Annotated in this window: 15 protein-coding genes; 2 read left to right on the plus strand and 13 right to left on the minus strand. The window is 70.7% G+C overall.

The genetic code is table 11. The annotated features are described in order from the left end of the window. The first annotated feature begins 176 nt into the window (after positions 1-176). The gene (locus tag ACZ7PG_RS29460) at positions 177-2,501 is read left to right on the plus strand and encodes a chitobiase/beta-hexosaminidase C-terminal domain-containing protein (RefSeq protein ID WP_470242292.1); all 2,325 of its coding nucleotides are present in this window, start codon (positions 177-179) and stop codon (positions 2,499-2,501) included. Positions 2,502-2,561: 60 nt separating this feature from the next. Here the strand turns inward: ACZ7PG_RS29460 and ACZ7PG_RS29465 are convergent, their stop codons facing one another. Beyond that, entirely contained in the window at positions 2,562-3,530 is a 969-nt protein-coding gene (locus tag ACZ7PG_RS29465) for an erythromycin esterase family protein (RefSeq protein WP_470242293.1), read from the minus strand. A 29-nt stretch (positions 3,531-3,559) separates the two neighbouring features. On the opposite strand from ACZ7PG_RS29465, the gene ACZ7PG_RS29470 reads away from it, so the two are divergent. Continuing rightward, on the plus strand, positions 3,560-4,249 hold the full coding sequence (locus tag ACZ7PG_RS29470; RefSeq protein WP_470242294.1) for a TioE family transcriptional regulator: 690 nt from the start codon (positions 3,560-3,562) through the stop codon (positions 4,247-4,249). Here the strand turns inward: ACZ7PG_RS29470 and ACZ7PG_RS29475 are convergent. The 12 genes from ACZ7PG_RS29475 to ACZ7PG_RS29530 all read right to left on the minus strand — a co-directional run bounded on the left by ACZ7PG_RS29475 (position 4,238) and on the right by ACZ7PG_RS29530 (position 18,190). Further along, on the minus strand, positions 4,238-5,089 hold the full coding sequence (locus ACZ7PG_RS29475; protein WP_470242295.1) for an ion transporter: 852 nt from the start codon (positions 5,087-5,089) through the stop codon (positions 4,238-4,240). The two genes, ACZ7PG_RS29470 and ACZ7PG_RS29475, sit on opposite strands and share 12 nt — an antisense overlap. Positions 5,090-5,125: 36 nt before the next feature. Then, on the minus strand, positions 5,126-7,009 hold the full coding sequence (locus tag ACZ7PG_RS29480) for an ATP-binding cassette domain-containing protein (protein ID WP_470242296.1): 1,884 nt from the start codon (positions 7,007-7,009) through the stop codon (positions 5,126-5,128). A gap of 5 nt (positions 7,010-7,014) precedes the next feature. Then, entirely contained in the window at positions 7,015-8,805 is a 1,791-nt protein-coding gene (locus ACZ7PG_RS29485; protein WP_470242297.1) for a protein kinase domain-containing protein, read from the minus strand. A 22-nt stretch (positions 8,806-8,827) separates the two neighbouring features. Then, positions 8,828-11,482: a tetratricopeptide repeat protein gene (locus ACZ7PG_RS29490; protein ID WP_470242298.1), complete on the minus strand. Its 2,655-nt coding sequence runs from the start codon at positions 11,480-11,482 to the stop codon at positions 8,828-8,830. Next, positions 11,479-12,249, minus strand: coding sequence for a hypothetical protein (locus ACZ7PG_RS29495; protein ID WP_470242299.1), 771 nt, complete (start codon positions 12,247-12,249; stop codon positions 11,479-11,481). Before ACZ7PG_RS29495 ends, ACZ7PG_RS29490 begins: the two co-directional genes overlap by 4 nt. Before the next feature lie 104 nt (positions 12,250-12,353). Continuing rightward, on the minus strand, positions 12,354-12,905 hold the full coding sequence (locus ACZ7PG_RS29500) for a TerD family protein (RefSeq protein WP_470242300.1): 552 nt from the start codon (positions 12,903-12,905) through the stop codon (positions 12,354-12,356). Continuing rightward, positions 12,905-13,339 (minus strand): hypothetical protein, encoded by a 435-nt coding sequence (locus ACZ7PG_RS29505; RefSeq protein WP_470242301.1) that lies wholly within the window; start codon positions 13,337-13,339, stop codon positions 12,905-12,907. Before ACZ7PG_RS29505 ends, ACZ7PG_RS29500 begins: the two co-directional genes overlap by 1 nt. Before the next feature lie 4 nt (positions 13,340-13,343). After that, positions 13,344-14,564: a toxic anion resistance protein gene (locus ACZ7PG_RS29510; RefSeq protein WP_470242302.1), complete on the minus strand. Its 1,221-nt coding sequence runs from the start codon at positions 14,562-14,564 to the stop codon at positions 13,344-13,346. A 41-nt stretch (positions 14,565-14,605) separates the two neighbouring features. Continuing rightward, complete coding sequence (locus ACZ7PG_RS29515) at positions 14,606-15,181, minus strand: TerD family protein (protein ID WP_470242303.1); 576 nt, start codon at positions 15,179-15,181, stop codon at positions 14,606-14,608. 14 nt (positions 15,182-15,195) lie between these two features. After that, a complete protein-coding gene (locus tag ACZ7PG_RS29520) occupies positions 15,196-16,227 on the minus strand; it encodes a DUF475 domain-containing protein (RefSeq protein ID WP_470242304.1) in 1,032 nt (343 codons plus the stop codon). 27 nt (positions 16,228-16,254) lie between these two features. Further along, positions 16,255-16,833, minus strand: a complete 579-nt coding sequence (locus tag ACZ7PG_RS29525; RefSeq protein WP_470242305.1) for a TerD family protein — start codon at positions 16,831-16,833, stop codon at positions 16,255-16,257. Positions 16,834-17,167: 334 nt separating this feature from the next. Further along, a complete protein-coding gene (locus ACZ7PG_RS29530) occupies positions 17,168-18,190 on the minus strand; it encodes a hypothetical protein (protein WP_470242306.1) in 1,023 nt (340 codons plus the stop codon). Positions 18,191-18,234: the final 44 nt, after the last annotated feature.

Genomic DNA, 18,234 nt, shown 5'->3' on the forward strand with positions numbered 1-18,234 from the left:
GTCATTCGCCCACCGCACCGCCAATCGGACGAATGGTCACGAACCCACTCACCCTGACGAGACATTGGTCCAGACAAGTGTTACCAAAAAGAGATCGAAGCACCACTCACCGGGAGCTAATTTGTTGTGACTCACAACGAATGCTCGTGGATCCCCAACGGCGGAGGTGTCACGGCGTGAACCGGACCCTGAACAAGCTTCGACGACGCGGCCCGAGGTTCGCGCTCGTCGCCTCGGCACTGCTGGTGGCGGCCGGGCTCAGCGCCCCCGCCGCCCTCGCGGCCGACGACTACACCCAGAGCGTCACCCAGCTCAGCTCGACGCAGCTGCAGATCGACTTCACCCCGACGACCCCCGCGGTGTACGTGGACGTCCACTACACCGGCGTCCCGGGCGTCGGCCAGCAGAACGTGCGGATGGTCAACGGCTCCGGCACCTGGCGGACCACCGTCAACGGCCTGAGCACCGGGAACACGCTCGACTACTGGTTCACCTACGAGAAGAGCGGGCCGCAGTACGACACCCCGCACTTCACCTACACCGTCGGCGGCAGCACGACGACGGTCGCGGCGCCGACGTTCAGCCCGCCCGGCGGCACGTACTCCAGCGCCCAGACGGTGACCATCAGCAGCGCCACCTCCGGCGCGACCATCCGGTACACCGTCGACGGCTCGACGCCGACCGCGTCCTCGACGCTCTACAGCGGACCGATCAGCGTCCCGAACTCCCGCACGGTCAACGCGATCGCGCTCAAGTCCGGTTCGACGACGTCCCCCGTGTCCAGCGCGAGCTACACGATCGGCACCCAGGCCGGCTGCCCGACCCAGTCGGACACGCCGAACTTCGGCTCGAACGTCCGGATCTTCGACCCGGGCATGTCCGCGGCGACGATCCAGGCGCAGCTCGACACCGACTTCAACAACCAGAAGGACACGCTGACCGCGCAGATGGCGGACCGGCGCGTCGCCCACCTGTTCAAGCCGGGCACGTACAACAACGTGCACGACAACGTCGGCTTCTACACCTCGGTCGCCGGCCTCGGCCAGAACCCCGGTGACGTGCTGATCAACGGCGACGTCACGGTCGACGCCTTCAACGCCTCCGACAACGGCGTCGCGCTGCAGAACTTCTGGCGCTCGGCGGAGAACATGGCGGTCAACCCGTCCGGTGGCCAGGAGCGCTGGGCGGTCGCGCAGGCCGCGCCGTTCCGCCGGATGGACGTCCGCGGCGGGCTGCAGCTGTACCCGGCGAGCTACGGCTTCGCCAGCGGCGGCTACATCGCCGACACGAAGGTGGCCGGCCAGGCCGCGTCGGTGTCGCAGCAGCAGTGGTACACCCGCGACTCGCAGCTCGGCAGCTGGAACGGCGGCGTCTGGAACATGGTCTTCTCCGGCACCAGCGGCGCGCCGGCGAACACCTTCCCGAACCCGCCCGAGACCACCCTCTCGACGACCCCGGTCTCGCGCGACGTGCCTTACCTCTATCTCGACGGCACCGGCAAGTACCGCGTGTTCCTGCCTTCCCTGCGCACCAACGCGTCCGGCCCGAGCTGGGCGAACGGCAGCACCCCCGGCACGTCGGCGCCGATGAGCCAGTTCTACGTCGTCAAGTCCGGTGACACGGCCTCGTCGATCAACAACGCGCTCGCCGCGGGCTGCAACCTGTTCTTCACGCCCGGCGTCTACCACCTCAACCAGACGCTCAACGTGACCAAGGCCGGTACCACCATCCTCGGTATCGGCTACCCGACGCTGGTGCCGGACAACGGCGTCAACGCGATGCAGGTGTCCGATGTGGACGGCGTGCGGCTCAAGGGCCTGCTCTTCGACGCGGGCACGACGAACTCGCAGGCACTGCTGACGGTCGGCCAGTCCGGCTCGTCGGCGTCGCACGCTTCGAACCCGACGACGGTCCAGGACGTGTTCTTCCGGATCGGCGGCGCGATCGCGGGCAAGGCGACGAACAGCCTGATCGTCAACAGCGCCAACACGATCATCGACCACATCTGGGCGTGGCGCGCCGACCACGGCAACGCGGGCACGTACGGCTGGAACACGAACACGGCCGATACGGGGCTCGTGGTGAACGGCGCGAACGTGCTGGCCACCGGCCTGTTCGTCGAGCACTACCAGAAGTACCAGGTGATCTGGAACGGCCAAGGCGGGAGGACGATCTTCTTCCAGAACGAGATGCCCTACGACGTGCCGAACCAGGCGTCGTGGAACGCTCCATCGGGTGTCGCGGGGTACGCCGCCTACAAGGTCGCGTCGAACGTGACGTCCCATGAGGCGTGGGGTCTCGGGAGCTACTGCTTCTTCGACACGAACCCGGCGGTGTCCAGCTACCACGCGTTCGAGGTGCCGAACACCAGCGGCGTCAAGTTCCACAGCCTGCTGTCGGTGTCGCTCAACTACCGCGGCACGATCACGCACGTCATCAACGACACCGGGGCCGTGACGCCCACGGGCACGGTGCCGGTGAACGTGGTCAGCTACCCGTAACCGGGTGAACCAGCGGCCCCCGCACCGGACCCGACCCCGGTGCGGGGGCCGCTGTGTTTCTCAAGCGACGTGCAGGATCGCGTCGGCGTTCTCGAGCACCTCCGGGGTGAGCGGCGCGTACCGGTAGTCGTTGTCATCCCGGGTGCGACCGGCCGGGATCTCGGTGGTCAGCTTCCACGTCTCGGTCTCGCGCTGCAGACGTCCTTCGTAGGTGTCCGCGGCCGGCTCGCCGAGGCCGAGGGCTTCGCTGTGGCCGAGGCTGCCGGCGACGAAGGCGTACCGGTCGCCGAGCCGCGACGCGACGATCGCCCCCGCGCCGGACCCCAGGTGGGCATTGTGCGCGAACACCAGGGTCCGGCCGGGCGCCGAACCGTGGATGTCCAGGAGGTTCCGGGCCATGATGACCGCCCGGGCGCTGGCGAGGCGGGCGATCCGCGTGTCCCGGTCCCCGGGCAGCGCCGACGCCGCGTGGTAGCGCAGCAGGTCGAGCCCGGCGTTCGCGTGGATCCGCGCGCGGCTCGACTCCGCGGTCTCGACGCGGGCGTCGAGGGCCATGAGCAGGTCGTCCGCGATGACCCGCAGCTCGCGGGCCTCGGGTGACGCGCCGGGCGACGCGGCCGGGTCGAGGATCGCTTCCGAGCGGCTCCAGCGTTCGTCGTCCCCGGTCAGGGCCGCGATGTCGACGTCGAGGCCCAGGTGGTCGCGGACGTGCTCGAGGTAGGTGCGCGGGCTGGGCGCGCTGAACATCTCGGTCGGGGCGTCGAAGCCGTGGAAGGCCAGCGGTGCGTCGGCGGTCTCGTTGTACTCGCGGATCCACTCGAGCAGCTGCCGGTTGGCGGCCACGTCACCGAAGCCGTGCGAGAACTCGCCGTCGAGCGCGGCGACGCGGTCGGTCTCCAGCGCGATCGACCGGAAGCCGTGCCCGGCGAGCCGGGCGAACAGATCGTTGCGGATCAGCCCGAAGGCCGGTTCGAAGTGCGTCGGCTCGCCGAACGCGAGCAGTTCGGCCGTGAAGTCCGTGAGGTCCATGTGGTTGAATCGTATCCTTGAATGCTCCATTGAGACCTGCTGACCTCGCGCGCGAGCACGGCATCTCCACGCAGGCGGTCCGCAACTACGAGCAGGACGGCTTCCTCCCGCGCGCCTCGCGCACCGAGAGCGGCTACCGGATCTACACCCCGGTGCACGCGGCAGCACTGCGTGCCTTCCTCGCTTCGGTCCGGGCGTACGGGCACGCGACGGCCGGCGGGATCATGCACGCCGTCCACTCCGGAAGCCTGGATCGCGCTTTGACGCTCGTCGATCGCGGGCACGCGCAGCTGCTGCGCGACCGCGAAACCCTCAACACGGTCCGGAAGGCCATCGGCGACCTGACCGCCGAGCCGGCCTCGGCGCCGGCCGGGACCGGCTGGTCGATCGGCGAGCTGGCCCACCGGCTCGGCGTCACCGCGGCGACCGTGCGGGCGTGGGAGCGGGCGGGCATCCTGACGCCGTCGCGCGACCCCGCCACCGGCTACCGCGTGTTTAACGCGCCCGATATCCGCGACGCGGAGCTGACCCACCTGCTCAGGCGCGGCGGCTACCCGCTGGAGCACATCGCGACGGTGATCGAGCAGGTCCGCACCGCGGGCGGCACCGAGTCGCTGGCCGGCGCGCTGAAGACCTGGCAGGACCGGCTCACGGCGCGAGGCGTCGCCATGCTCGACGCGGCCGCCCGGCTCAGCGAGTACCTCGCCTCACAGCCGTGACTTCGGGTGCAGCCGGTCGTACTCGAGCGCGGCCGAGTGCTGGGTGCGCACCGGAAGGGACTTCTCCTTCTCGTCGTCGACCTCGTTGAGCCCGAGCTGCACGGCTTGGCGGATCTGCTCGCGGTTGTCGCGCACGACGGCGGAGAAGAAGTCGTCGATCCGAGGGTCGACGAGCACTTCGAGCAGCACGCGGAACGACGTGTCGACGACCGTCCGCACGATCTCGTCGTGGAACGGGAGCCGCTTGAGCTTCCCGAGCTGCGGGTCCTGGGCGATCTTCTCGGCGATGATCGTCCGCAGCTCGGCCTTGTTGGCGTCGAGCGACTTGGCGAGGTTTTCGGGGTAGTTGCCGGTTTCCAGCACCTTGACGACCTCGTCGAGCACGGCGATGGTGATCGGCTTCTTGATGGCCTTGACGATCGGTTCGGACAGCTTGTCGACGAGCCGGTAGGTGAACTGCTCTCCGAGTGCCCGGTCCGCGGCCCGCCCGATCCGCACCAGCAGCAGCACGACGCTGACGAACTTGTGCGCGACCATCGCCGGGTGCGCGACGGGGATCATGGCGAACAGCTCGTACCAGTTGCGCACGAGGAACTTCTTGGCCCACCGGCGTTTCCGCCACCGCCAGAGGAACTCGAGCAGGAAGAGCCCGCAGATCCCGCAGTCGACGTAGAAGATCACGAGGCCGACATCCCGCGCGGGCGGGCTGAGCACCATGAACCCGAGCAACCCGACCGACCCGGCGGCGAGGACGAGCATGATCCAGTCATCGGCGCGCACGTTCCCGGGCAGGATCCCGCTGTTGAGCTCCGGCTCGCGGGCGTCGCGAAGGGTGGCCATGCCCGATGATGGCACGCAGGGCGCCACTCAGCCGCTTCACCGCTCCGGGCGCAGCCTCCTCGTCCGGACCGCGAACAGCGCCGTGCAGGCCGCCGCCGTGAGCAGCAACGCACCGGCCGAGCCCAGCCACCACGGCCAGTCGTGCGTCCACAGCCGATCCGCCGCCCCGGCCTGAGGAAGATCCACGGTGGCGGCCCCGGCGGCATACCCCCACCGAGCGGGCGCGAGCCAGGACAGCTGAGCCAGCACCGGCCGCCCGGCGACCGGGATCATCCCCCCGCAGAGCACGAGCTGAGCCATCACCGTCACGACGAGCACGGGCGTCGTCTGTTCGAGCGACCGCACGAGCGCCGACCCGAGCAGGCTCAGCAGACAGGAGGCCAGCGCGGTGAGCCAGACCGCGACCCCGAGCTCAGCGACCGGCCGGGGCAGCAGGACGGCGTCGACCGGCCCCGGCTTGACCGCCGTGACGACACCGACGAGCACCGCGGACTGCACGGCCGCGACCAGGGTGAAGACAGCCGCCTTCGCGAGCGCGTACGCGCCGGGCCGCAGGCCGACGGCTCGTTCACGCAGGAAGATCGCCCGCTCGGCGACGGCTTCCCGCGCCGACGCCGCCGCGCCCATGAACGCCGCGCCGACGAAGACCAGCACGAGCATCTGCGCGGCTTCCGTCGGATGCTCGGGCACCGACCGCCGCAGCCCTTCGTGCCCGGGCACGGCCAACGCGAGCACGGCCAGCACGACCGGGACGAGCAGCAGGAACAGGGCGTACCCGGGATCGGCGAAGATCAGCCGCAGGTGCCGCGCGGCGAGCGTGCCGACCTGGTGCCCCAGCCCGGCGTGCACCGACGGCGGTCCGGCGGACGCCTCGGGCGGCGGCGCCGGGCTCACCGGGGCCGGTTGGTGCGGCGGCGCGGTTCCCGCGACCACGCGGTGGAAGATGTCGGCCCAGTCGGCTGTGCCGAACCGCGCCCGCAGTTCCGCGGGCCGCCCGCTGAACACGGGGACGCCACCGGGCGCGAGCAGCAGGACGAGGTCGCAGCCGTCGAGGTGGGTGACGTTGTGCGTGACCACCACGACCGTCCGCCCGGCGTCGGCGAGCTCGCGCAGCCGGCCCATGATCTGCTTGTCGAGGGCCGGATCCAGGCCGGACGTCGGTTCGTCCAGCATCAGCAGCGACGGCGCGGTCAGCAGTTCGAGCGCGATCGACACGCGCTTGCGCTGTCCGCCGGACAACCGGTGGATCGGCTTGCGCGCGTGTTCGGTCAGCTCGACTTCGGCGAGCGTCTCGGCCACCCGGCGCCGGCGGGCCGCCGCACCGGTGTCGTCGGGCAGGCGCAGTTTCGCCGCGTAGGACAGGGCACTCCGGGCGGTCAGCCGCGTGTGGACGACGTCGTCCTGCGGCACGACCCCGACCCGCCGCGCCACGGCCGACCGCTGCCGGTGCATGTCGTAGCCGTCGTAGGTGATGCGTCCGCTGGTCGGCGCGACCTCGCCCGAGAGCACCTTGAGCAGCGTCGACTTCCCCGCGCCCGACGGCCCGACGACGGCGACCAGCTGCCCGGGGCGCAAGTCCAGCGAGACGCCCGAAAGCAGCGACCGGCCCCCGACGGCGAACCCGACGTCGTCGGCCACGAGCCGGGTCCGCTCCCCGCCGGTCGCGACGAGGTTGTCGCCGTCGACGCGGAGATCGGTGGCCCCGACGGTGATCCGGTCACCGTCGGCGATCGGCGAGCGCCCGGCGACCGGGACGCCGTTGACCAGCGTCGGGTTCCGGCTGCCCAGGTCGGTCAGCCGCCACGCCCCGCCGACGCGTTCCAGCCGGGCATGGCGGCGGGAGACCTGAAGGTCGCCCAGCACGATATCGTTGTCGGAGGCCCGGCCGATGGTGATCCGGACCCGGTTGCCGATCCACACGCCGGTCAGCCGGTCGTGGTCGGGGACGTCGGCACTTCGCCGGGCAGGCCCAGCAGCTCCGCGGTACCGAGGACGAGGTAGCTGGCGTTGCAGCAAGCCCGTCGGTTTCCTGTCACGCCCTCCCACTGGATCCGCAGCCTGAGGACCCCACTGATGTCCAAGTCGATCGGGACCGGGCTGCCGTACGGCACCGCCCCGTTGAACACCTCGCGGCCGTCGGCGAAAATCTCCAGCTGCATCTTCAACGAAGAATCGCCCGCGTTGTCGTCGATGCCCGCCGTGGCGGTGAACCGGCGGAAACCCTTGGCGATGTTGTACTCGACGCCTTGCGTTTGGGTGCTGACCTCCACCGAACTGCCGAGGGCGTGGAGGTAGTTCTTGCCGGCGATGTTGGTGTTCTGGACGCTGCTGTTCCAGTCGCCGGACGCGGGACGGACGGAGTCGAGGTAGACCAGCTGGGCCTGGCGTGCGACCGTGAGCTTCACCGTTCCGCCGATCGCCGCTCCGGCGGCCGGGTCCTGCTCGATCACCTTGCCGTCATCGGCCGTCGCGTCGATCTTGTCCACTGTGGTCACTTGGATACCGGGCAGTACGTCCTGGGCGTCCGCGAGCTTCTTGCCCACGACGTTCGGCATCACGCTGGGTTTCGCCGTCGTCGTCACCGAAGGCGAATCGACGGCGGGCGCGACACTCGCCGGCGCGGAGGTCGTCGGCGCCGCGATCGGTGCCGGACCTGCGTTCGACGACGGCCGGAAGACGAACCAGCCGCCCGCCAGCAGGGCGAGCACGACGAACAGGGTCAGCACGACCCGGCCGCGGCGACGGCGTTTCGGCGGGGACACGTTCACTCCTGTCGGCATGCTGGGCGAAGCGGTCGCGACGGGACGGCGGGGTGGCGGCGCCGGGGTGCCGTACACGGTCTGCGTGCCCAGGCCCGTCTCGTTGAGGGCCACCGGGGGCGGCGGGGTGGCGAGCGGGAGGACGAGCGGCTCCTTCATCAGCTCCAGCACAAGCGCGTCCAGGATGGTCGCGACCTGCTGGGCGGAGTCGGGCCGGTCCGACGGTCGCTTCGCCATCAGCCACGAGAGGACGTCCCACAGCTGGTCGGGCACGCCGGCGGGGCGGCCCGGAAGCGCGCTCTCGTGCAGCCGGATCACGGCGAACGTCGACTGCCCGGCGAACGGCGTCACCCCGCAGCACAGCTCGTACAACAGGATGCCGAGCGAGTACAGGTCGGACGCGGGCGTCGCTTCGAGGCCCTTGCCCAGTTCCGGGGCGAGGTACTGCGGCGTCCCGACCAGCAGCGACCGGCGGCCCAGGTCGGTGGCGGTCGCCAGCCGCGAGATGCCGAAGTCCGTCAGGCGCGGCACGGTCCCGTCCATCAGGACGTTCTCCGGCTTGACGTCGCGGTGCACGACGCCGGCCCGGTGCACGGCCGCGAGCGCCGCCGCCACCCCGGCGCCGATGCGCGCGACTTCGGCCGGCAGCAACGACTTCTCCGCCGTCAGCCGGGCCCGGAGATCACCGCCGCCGACCAGGTCCATCACGATCGCGACGGTCTCGCCCTCGACGACCAGGTCGTGCACGCCGACGAGGTTCGGGTGCCGCAGCCCGACCAGGATGGACCGCTCCTGCAGGAACCGCGCCACCAGCTCGGGATCCTCGACGAGCTCGTCGCGCAACACCTTGAAGGCGTAGGCCTTCCCTTGCTCGTCGGAGCCGGCGAAGACCCGCCCCATCGCACCCGTGCCCAGCTGGTCGCCCAGCCGGTACCGGCTGCCCAACGCCTTTTCCATCTGCGGGACCTCCAAAAGAAACTCAGTCTTCGGGCTTGTTCCCGAAGAGTCCGTCGAAACCGGAGAAGAGCCGCCACGCGAACGGCGAGAGGTTCATGAGCGCCCGGGTGACGCCGGCGCGGTTCCGGAGTTCGGCCTGCCAGCCGAGGGAGCCGCCGATGCTCCGGTCGGCCTCGGCGACGAGCGGGACCGCTTCGTCCTTGTGGCCGGTCATCGCGAGCGCGATGCCGAGGTCGAGCTGGGTCCGCATGGTGTCCGGGTGGAACGGCCCGATCGACTCCCGCTGCTTTTCCAGCAGCGGCCGGAGGATGCCGGCGACCTTGTCGTACTGCTTGAGCTGGCCGTGTGCCTGCGCGGTGGAGTAGCGCAGCCAGTGGTGCAGCGGGTGGTGCTCGTGGAACACGTCCCGCACCGGCTTTTCCAGTTCCGCGAACTCCCGCAACGCCCGGTTCGGGCGGCCACGGGTGACCGACGTGCGCGCGCATCGGACACCGGCCGCCAAGGCGAGCGGGCTCTCCTTCCCCAGCAACCCGATCAGCTCGTCCCGCGCGGACCGCAGCTGAGCTTCCAGCGCGTCCCAGTTCTCGTCGCGGAGCTTGAGTTCGGTGAGCTCCAGCGACATCTCGGCTTCGGCGTGCACGCCCATCGCCTCCAGCCGCAGCGGATGCCGCTCGTGGTCCGGCGTGTCGTACTCGTGGACGATCGCTTCGGCGGTCTTCCGCGCTTGCTTGAGCTCACCGAAGATGATCCGCAACCGGGCCAGTTCGAGCCGGGCCCGTGGATCCGGGTCGTCGACCTCGATGAAGGCGAGCGCCTCCCGGAAGCGTCCGCGCATCCGCTTCGCGACGGCCAGGTGCACCCGCGCCTCGGGCTCTTCGCCGTCCGGCACCGAGTCCGGCCAGATCGGGTCCGCTTCCGCGAACCGCCCCAGCTGGTCGAGCGCGCGGGCGCAGGTGAGCCGGGCGCGGAACGCGTCCCCGGAGTCCACGAGCGGGCGGCAAACCTTGACGGCCTCCTCGAAGTCACCGGCGTCGACCAGCGCCTCGGCCGCGGCGACGCGGTCGGCCGGCCCGGCGTCCGCGGCCAGGATCCGCTGGGCCGCTTCCCGCGCGGCCACGACGTCACCCCGTCCGCGGAACCAGTCCAGCCCGATCCGCAGCAAGCGGGCACGCTGACCGGCGGGGACGCAGTCGTGCCCGGCGAGCGCCGCGGCGTGCCGGTGGAGGCGTCCGGCGTCCTCGGTCAGCTCGAGCACGGCCGCCGCGGTCGCGCGCGTGAGGTCGTCGTCGACGCCCGCGGCGTCGCGGATCAGGGCGTGGATGTCCCACTCGGTCCCGAGGTGGATCAGCAGCGCGCGCCGGGCGAGCTCGGCGACCGCGTCGGCGACCGGTTCGCCCGGCAGCACGCGTCGCACCAGGTCGGCCGGGACGGGTGCCCGGGAGATCGCGGCCGCGATGTGCAGGATCCGTCGCGCGGTCGGCGTGCACTCGCCGACCGCCTGCCGCAGGACGTCCGCGGCGGTGTCCGGAACGGAGTCGAGGGCCTCGGCGAAGCCGACCGCACCCCGGCGGTCGCGATACGCGGTGACCACGCTCGTGAGGACGATCGGGTGGCCACCGCACCGTTCGACGAGCCGCCGCACCGCCGCGAGCTCTTCGGGGGCGTCCGACCCGGCGATTTCCGTGTACAGCGCGGAACCTTCGTCCGCGGACAAGCCGGTCAGGTCGACGACGGGAGCGGGCCAGTCCGGGTTTCCGGACCGCGTGGTGAGCACCGTCCGGACGAACGACGTCGGCATCACGAGCTGGTCGAGCACGTCGGCCGGCAGCTCCGACGGGACGTCGTCGATGATCCACAGCTGCGGTTCCCCGGCGGCTTCGACGCGCCGGGCGACCGCGTCGCGAACCTGGTCCGGCGGCAGGTCGCCGAGGTCCCCCGCGAGCCCGCGGAGGTGCTCGTGGAACCGGGCGAGCGCGCCGACGGGGTCGTCCTGACCGAACAGGCCCAGCCACCGCACCCCGCCGGGGAAGGCGTCCCGGAACAGGAACGCGTACTGCTCGGCCAGGCTGGTCTTCCCGAGCCCGGCGAACCCCCGCACGACGGCGAGCGCCGCCGACGTCCGCGGCGTGGTGGCCGGGAGCTCACGTGCGTGCAGGGCGCTGTGGATCGCCCAGAGCTGCCGGTACCGGCCGACGAACCGCCGTGGGCGCAGCAGCCGGGGCAGCACCGGTGCCGTGTTGCGCGCCGAACCCAGCGGAGTACCCGCGGCCCGGACCATCTCGGCGATCCGCTTGACGGTGGCCGCGCGTTCCTGATCGTTCTGCGGCCACGACGCGTAGGCGCCGTCCTCCAGTTCGACCGGAGCGATGTGGTTGCCGTCGGTCTCGGGGTTGACGACGAGCACCCGGCGCCGGGGATCGCCGAGGCGTTGCGCCGCGAGGAAGGCGGACGTCAGTTCCCATTGGCAGGCGTACCGCGTCGGGAACCGCCGCGAGTAGTAGGCGAGCAGCACCTTCGACTCGGCGAGAGCGGCGTCGAGCCGTTCGGTGATGCCCTCGAACCGCTGGATGTCCTTGTCCCGGAAGACCCGCAGGCCGGCGGCTTCGAGGGCGTTCTGCAGCGCGATCACCTCGACGCTGTCCGCCCAGGTAAAGCTGAGGAAGATGTCGTAGGTCAAGCCGCACCTCCGGAGCAGGTGAAGTCGTCCAGCCAGCTGATCCGCCGGAAGCCGAACGCTTCGACGGCGGCTCGTGGTGAGCTGAGCGCTTCCGGCGTTTCCGCCCGCAGGACCAGCTCACCGCCGACGTTGTGGACGGAGAGCGGCACGGTCACGCGGCCGGCCTTCCCGAGCGGAAGCTCGATGCGGCAACCGTCCCAAGTGGACACGACAAGCAGCCCGGGCGGTGCCGCGGCGGGCGGGAACACCGCGATCACGACGAGCCGCACGAGCTGCCGGACCTGCCGCAGATCGGCCGCCACCGACCGCCGCCGCACGGCGAGGAACGGCGTGCGCGACGCGGTCGTCCCGGAGCCGAGGTAGGCGGACCGGCCGTCGGCCAGTTCGTAGGCGCAGCCGAGTGTTGCGGCCCCGCTCACGGCTTCGACGGTCAGCAGCCCGATGGCACTTTGCCGACGATCCAGGGTGACGGCCGGCGTCTTCGCCCCGAGCTGCAGCCGCCGGCCGGCACCGAGCCGCACGACGGGCCGTCCGGGCCGCCCGGTCCGGTGGGCCGGTGGCGCCGGCCGGGAGGCGAGATCGAGCGACGCACTGTCGAGGACGGTGCTCTCCCGTGAGAGGGGCGCCGGTGTGGCATCGAGGTCGAGCGAGGCGCCGCCGACCCCCGCCGGTTCGGCATCGAGGTCCAGCGAAGCGCCGCCCACCACCGCCGGCTCGGCATCGAGGTCAAACGAAGCACCCACCACCGATTCGGCCCCAAGGTCCACCGAAGCACCTCCGACCCCCGGCGCAACCACCCCGCGCCGCCGCCGGAGGAGGAACGGCAGATCCGCCCGCACCCCCGCCCCACCGGGCGCCGTGAAATCCAGAGTCATCGCAGAACCCCGTAATCCCCGGCCAGCTCCGCGATCCCCGCCCGGTAACCCTCGCCGAGCACCTTGAACTTCCAGCCGCCGTGGTGCCGGTACACCTCGCCCAGCGCCAGCGCGGTCTCGCCGTCGAGAGCGGGCGCCAGGTTCTCCGACCGGACCAGCTCGCGGTCGTCGCGGGGGTCGAGCCCGCGCACCGTCAGCGTCCGCAGCCGGCCGAGGCCGCGGCGCAGGCCGTTGCCTTCGTTGACGTACAACACCGCGACGATCCGCGACACCTCGTCGGGCACCGCGCCGAACACGACTTCCACCTGCTCGGCGTCGTCGCCGGTCAGTGCCACCGATCGGCTCGGTTCGGTCAGCTGGTTGAAGAAGACGAAGTCCTCGGCCGAACGGGCGCGCCGCGCGCCGTCGCAGAGGATCGCCGCCATGACCAGGCTGTCGGCCAGTGCCGGTTCCGGGCCCGCCTCCCACCGGACGCCGAGGACGATGCCGGGCAGGTCCGGGATTTCGCGGGTCAGCTCGACGTTCGAGCCGCGTCTGAGTGCAGCCATCACAGGTCCAAGTCGGAGTTCGAGAACTTGCTGCGGAGGAACGTCTCCTGGGTGCGCAAGGCGTCCGTGGCCCGGCCGCGTTCGGCGTCCTGCAGCGAGATCGCCTCGTCCAGCAGCGCTTCAAGCGGGGATCCGTTCGCGGTGTCGCCGGCCCGGATGACTGCTTCCAGGGTTGTCGGCAGGTGGTCGGTCACGATCCCGGCGATCGCCACGCGCGTGTGGATGTCCGGCGCCTCGCCGTCGCCGAGGAGCTCGGCCAGCACGTCGGTGATCTCCCGCGCGGTGACCACGGCGGACGGCGGCAGCAGGCCCGAACGCGCGTTGACGAACCGGATCAGCGACGCGAGCTCGGCCCGCAGCGCCTCCGGCGTGTCGTCCGGAGGTGCGTCGGCGAGCACCGGGACGAGCCCGGTTTCCCTGCGCAGCCAGGCCATCGGCTCACCTCGTGCCGTCGTGCCGGCGGGTGCGCTCGAGGTACGGCTTGGCGCGGTCGAGCTGGCCCTGCAGCGCGGCCACCGTGTCCGCCATCGAGTCCGTCGCCTGCGCCCGGAACGTGTCCAGCGCGTCCATGGTCGCGAAGACGTTGTCGAACGCCGCCTGCAGCTTCCCGATCTCGATCGTCGACGACGCCGCCTGCTGGTTGATCTCCGCGCCCTGCTGCTGGAGCTGGCGCGACGTCGCCTCGATCAGGTCCGACGTCGTCGCGTTGAGGGCCGTGACCTGCTGCAGGACGAGCTTCTGGCGGGCCAGCGCCTGCGAGACGATGACCGCGGTGCGCAACGCCGAGATGGTGGTCGTCTGCGCCCGGTCGACGCCCTTGATGAGCTCGATGTTGTTGCGGCGCACCAGGTCGAGGGCCATGTACCCCTGCACGGCGACCGCCATCTGGGTCAGGATGTCCTGCCGCCGCTGGCGGACGCCGAACAGCGCGTCGGACTTGAGCGTGTCCGCTTCTTCCGTCCGGCCGAGCGCCTGGAGGTCCGAGACCTTCCGCTCGATCTCGGCGTCGAGCGCGCCGGCGAGCTCGTTGTACTCGGTGAGCTTGCCCATCGTGGTCCAGAGGTTGGCCTTCTCCGTGTCGATGCTCGCGTTGTCCTTGCGGAGCTCGTCCTGGCCGGAGTCGAGCGACCGGATGATGGCGTCGATGTGCGACTGCGCGGTCTGGTACTTGGCGAAGTACCGGTCGACGCGGTCGCCGCCGGGCAGGAACTTCAGCAGCCGGCGCACGCCCTTGAGGTCGGCCCGGTTCGGGTCGAGCTCGGTGATCGTCGAGCGCAGGTCGATGAGCGTCGCCGACACGCGGGTCTGCGCGTCGTCGCGGGGCACGCCCTTGCCCGGCAGCTTGGCGGCGGGCCGGTCGAGCATCCGGTTCGACATCCCCGCCGCCGCCCGCATGTCCCGGTCGCCCATCGACGTGATGCCCTGGATCTTCTGGGCGTAGACCGGCGAGTGGAAGTCCAGCTCGGCCAGTTCCGCGACGAACGCGCGGGCCTTCCGCTGCAGCTCCGCGCGTTTCGCGGGGTCCATCGGCACGGCGCCGGCCGCGTCCTGCTGTTCGACGACCCGGACCGGGGCCGGCGGGGCGAGGAACAGCCCGCTCCCGGCCGGTTGCTGCGTGACCGGCTGCGACGGTGGCCCGCCGAGCTCGAGATCCGACATCGGAACACCTCCTGGTTCTGGGTCTGGGTCGCCGGTCGCCGTCAGAGGTGCCGGGACACGGCGGGCAGCAGGTCGCGGAACGTCCGGCCGGTGGCGGCCGCGCCGATGGCGGTCATCGCCCAGCCGCCGGGTTCGCGGGTCAGCTTCGCCATGATCTGGGCGGTGTGCCGGCCGGACCCCGAGAGGTCGTAGCGGGCGATCTCTCCCTCGTTCGTCTCGTCGACGAGCCGGCAGTAGGCGTTCTCGATCTGGGAGAAGTCCTGGCCGGTGAAGGAGTTGACGGTGAAGACGATCGTGGTGACCTGCACGGGGACCCGGCCGAGGTCGACGCGGATCGACTCGTCGTCACCCTCGCCCTCGCCGGTGAGGTTGTCGCCGGTGTGGCGCACCGAGCCGTCGGTGCTGTTCAGCTGCTTGAACCAGACCTGGTCGACGAGCTTGTCGCCCGCGTCGAAGAGCAGCGCCGACGCGTCGAGGTCGATGGTCTGCGCCCGGCTGCCGAACAGGCCGCGCTTGCGCATCGCGTCCCAGCCGAGTCCCATCCGGACCCGCGTGAGCGTGTGCCCGTCGGCCTTGGTCAGCGAGACGCGCTCGCCCTTGCTCAGTGTCACAGTCATTTTCGTGTCCTTTCTCAAGGGGTGAGGGCCAGCCGCCGGTTCCGGACGACCGACGACAGCAGTGCCGTGCCGATGAACCCGACGCCGACCAGCCCGGTGACGATCTCGGGCACCTCGTAGCGGATGGTGCAGAGCAGGAGCACGGCGAGCGCGCCGATCGCCCACTGCGCGCCGTGTTCGAGGTAGGCGTATTCGTTGAGCGTCCCGTTGCGGACGAGGAACACCGTGAGCGCGCGGATGTAGGCGGCGCCGATGCCGAGCCCGATCGCGATGACGACCGGGTCGGACGTGATCGCGAACGCGCCGACGACGCCGTCGAAGCTGAAGCTCGCGTCCATCACCTCGAGGTAGAGGAACAGGACGAACGCGCCCTTGCCGGCGACGGCCGCCGGATGGCCACCGCCTTCGTCCGGTTCGAACAGCTCGCTCAGCCCGCTCACGAGCAGGTAGGTGATGAGGCCGAGCGCGCCGGAGACGAGGACACTGACCGGCTTTCCCGCCGGAGCGAGGAAGTCTGCGGTCAGCAGGAGCACGCCGGCCGCGACGACCACCGAGATCTGCTTCAGGCGGCCGATCCGGGCGAGCGGGCGTTCGAGCCACGACAGCCAGGTGAGCTCGCGCTCCTCGAAGATGTAGTTCAGGAAGAGCATCAGCAGGAAGACGCCGCCGAAGGCCGCGATGGCCGGGTGCGCTTCGTGCAGGACGAAGGCGTACGTGCCCGGGGTGTGGATGTCGCCGCCGGCCATCGCGAGGTGGTAGGCCGCCGCCGGCGACAGCTTCGCGGTCAGGCACACCACCACGACCGGGAACAGCAACCGCATCCCGACGACCGCCACCAGGATGCCGACCGTCAGGAACAGCCGCTGCCACTTCCGGTTCATCCGCCCGAGCACGCCGGCGTTCACGACGGCGTTGTCGAAGGACAGGGAGATCTCCAGCACCGCGAGCACGGCGACGACGGCGAGCCCGAGCGTTCCGCCGTACCAGAACGCCAGCAGCAGGCCGGCCGCCGTGATCGCCAGCGATCCGCCGAATGTCTTCAGCACGATTTCACTCCCGTGTCCGTGAGCCGGTCAGACGGCGTTGATCCCGTAGTCCTTGGCGATTCCGGCCAGGCCCGAGGTGTAGCCCTGGCCGACGGCCCGGAACTTCCAGTCGCCGCCGTTGCGGTAGAGCTCGCCGAAGACCATCGCGGTCTCCGTGGACGCGTCTTCGGAGAGGTCGTACCGGGCCAGTTCGGCGCTGTCGGCCTGGTTCACGACGCGGATGAAGGCGTTGCGCACCTGCCCGAAGGCCTGGCCGCGGGATTCGGCTTCGTAGATGGAAACCGGGAACACGATCTTGTCGATCTCGGCCGGCAGGTTCGCGAGGTCGACGGTGATCTGCTCGTCGTCGCCGTCCCCGCCGCCGGTGAGGTTGTCGCCGGTGTGCCGCACCGCACCGTCCGGTGTGGTCAGGTTGTTGAAGAAGACGAAGTGCTTTTCGGACAACGCGTTGCCGTCGGTCCCGAGCGCGATCGCGCTCGCGTCGAGGTCGAACTCCTCGCCGCTCGTGGTCCGCTCGTCCCAGCCGAGGCCGACGGTGACCGCGCTCAGCCCGGGCGCCTCCTTGGTCAGCGAAACGTTGCCACCCTTGCTCAGGCTCACGCCCATTTTTCCTCCTCGGTCGCCGAGAATTCACCGGTGACGACGCGTGCATTCACGACGTCCACCGGTGTCGGCAGAAGAATGGTTTCCGTTACCCGGAAGAGCGCTTTGCGTTTTCCGGTACCGCCGATCGACGGCGGATATCATTCCCAGTCGCCGGATCAGCTCAGCACGTTACCGGCGGCACCGCGCTTGACCAGATCGTCACCATTGCCGGGCGCCCGGGCGGAAGCGTCGCGTTTTTGTCGTGTTTCCGACGCGGCTTTCCCCGGCCGGATACGGCACGCTGGAAGAAGGCGCTCACGCGAGGAGGAGCATGGCGCGCACCCCGCACGGCCGGTCAGGTGGCCGGCTGCCAGCCCACCCCGTAGGACCTCGCGGGCTGGAGGTCGTGGAAACCGGTGTGCACTTCGCCCGCGTTGTCGAGGAAGAGCGGCTTGCGGGCCGGCACCGGGTCGCCCGCGTCCTTGGAGAGGTCGCCGTCGATGCGCCAGATCCGCTGCGGCGGCTCGTTCCGGTCGAACCGGACATTGAGCTCGAAGCTCTCGCACGGGAATTCCGGCGTGCAGCAGTAGAACGGCGCCGGCAGCTCTTCCAGCCGGACGCGGAAGAAGAACTCGTGCTGGTCACCGGCGTCCAAAGGCCGCGGGGGACGCAGGCGGAACGCCACCCGGGTGGACGAGACCATGCGCACGGAATGCACCTCGCCGCCCGAGACGACGTCGATGCCGAGGCCGAGGAGGTCGGGCTCACCGGTCGTGCTGACCGGGCGCGCGAGGGAGACCCCGTGCTCGATTTCCGCGAGCCCGGCGACGTGGCTGACGATCTGCCGCGTTTCGAAGACCTCGGCGGCGGCGCCGGCGAGGGTCAGCCGGACGGCCAGCGCCGACGTGTGCCACGGGCCCTGGCTGGTCACCGGCGTGCCCCCGAACGCCGCCGGCGCTTCGTACGCGGCTTCGGCGATGAGGTAGAGGACGTCGTCGGCGCGACGCTGCATCGTGCGGATGTTGCGGTCGGCCCCGCTGCCCAGCAGTTCGAGGCGCGCGGTGTAGCGCTCGTTCGCGCCGGTGTCGATGCCCAGCACGATCCGCGCGGTCTTCCGCTGCGATTCGGGCAGTTTTTCGATCAGGGCGCGCAGCCGGGCGACGACCTTGGCGCGGACGGTTCCCGGGCTGTCGTCTTCGAGAACACCGCACACCGCGCGCAGTTCTTCGCCGACCTCACCGGGCAGGTTCTTCGCTTGGACACCCAGACCTTTGCGAAGCAGTTTCAGCTCCGTTGAGAGAGCGATGATCTTCGCGCCGGCCGCCTCCTGAGCCAAGCCGCCACCTCCGTTCTGGTCGCTGCGGGGAAGTGTACTCATCGTCCGCCTCCCGCCACGGAGCCGTCACCTGTTTCCGGCCTGTT

Source organism: Amycolatopsis sp. NPDC114504 (assembly GCF_055633595.1).